General features: G+C 48.2%; 1 protein-coding gene. It reads left to right on the forward strand.

What is annotated here, in order from left to right:
• On the forward strand, positions 1-281 hold a 281-nt coding region (locus tag RCF13_RS07945), incomplete at its 5' end, for a CRISPR-associated endoribonuclease Cas6 (RefSeq protein WP_308141050.1).
• Positions 282-421: the final 140 nt, after the last annotated feature.

Raw genomic sequence — 421 nt, forward strand, 5'->3', positions numbered from 1 at the left:
AAGAAGAGTTCAGTTCGCTTATTCGCGCAAACGCTCTCAAGAAATACGAAGCGTTGCATGGGGAGCCTCCAGGAGGAGAGAAAATGCTGACCCTGACACCCCTTCATCGGGAACGAGTAAAACCCAAAACAACAAAATTCAAATCTACAATAATCAAAGGCTGGATGGGGGAGTTTGTTCTGGATGGCGACCTTGAACTCATTCAGTTGACCTATGACGTGGGGCTCGGGGCCAAAAATTCGAACGGTCACGGGCTGTTTGAAATTGTGCGTCATTTATAAGGGGGGATAGACGTGAACTTGCCGCAATTGACGGCTCAACTTGGGGCGATGGAACGGGAAGGCCAAGACCCCCTTCACACGCTTGTCAAGCCGTTGAAATTGAAGAAGAAGGATAAGGAATCGTACTATGCAGTATACTT

This window comes from Stenotrophomonas maltophilia group sp. RNC7, assembly GCF_030910085.1.
GTDB lineage: Bacteria > Pseudomonadota > Gammaproteobacteria > Xanthomonadales > Xanthomonadaceae > Stenotrophomonas > Stenotrophomonas sepilia.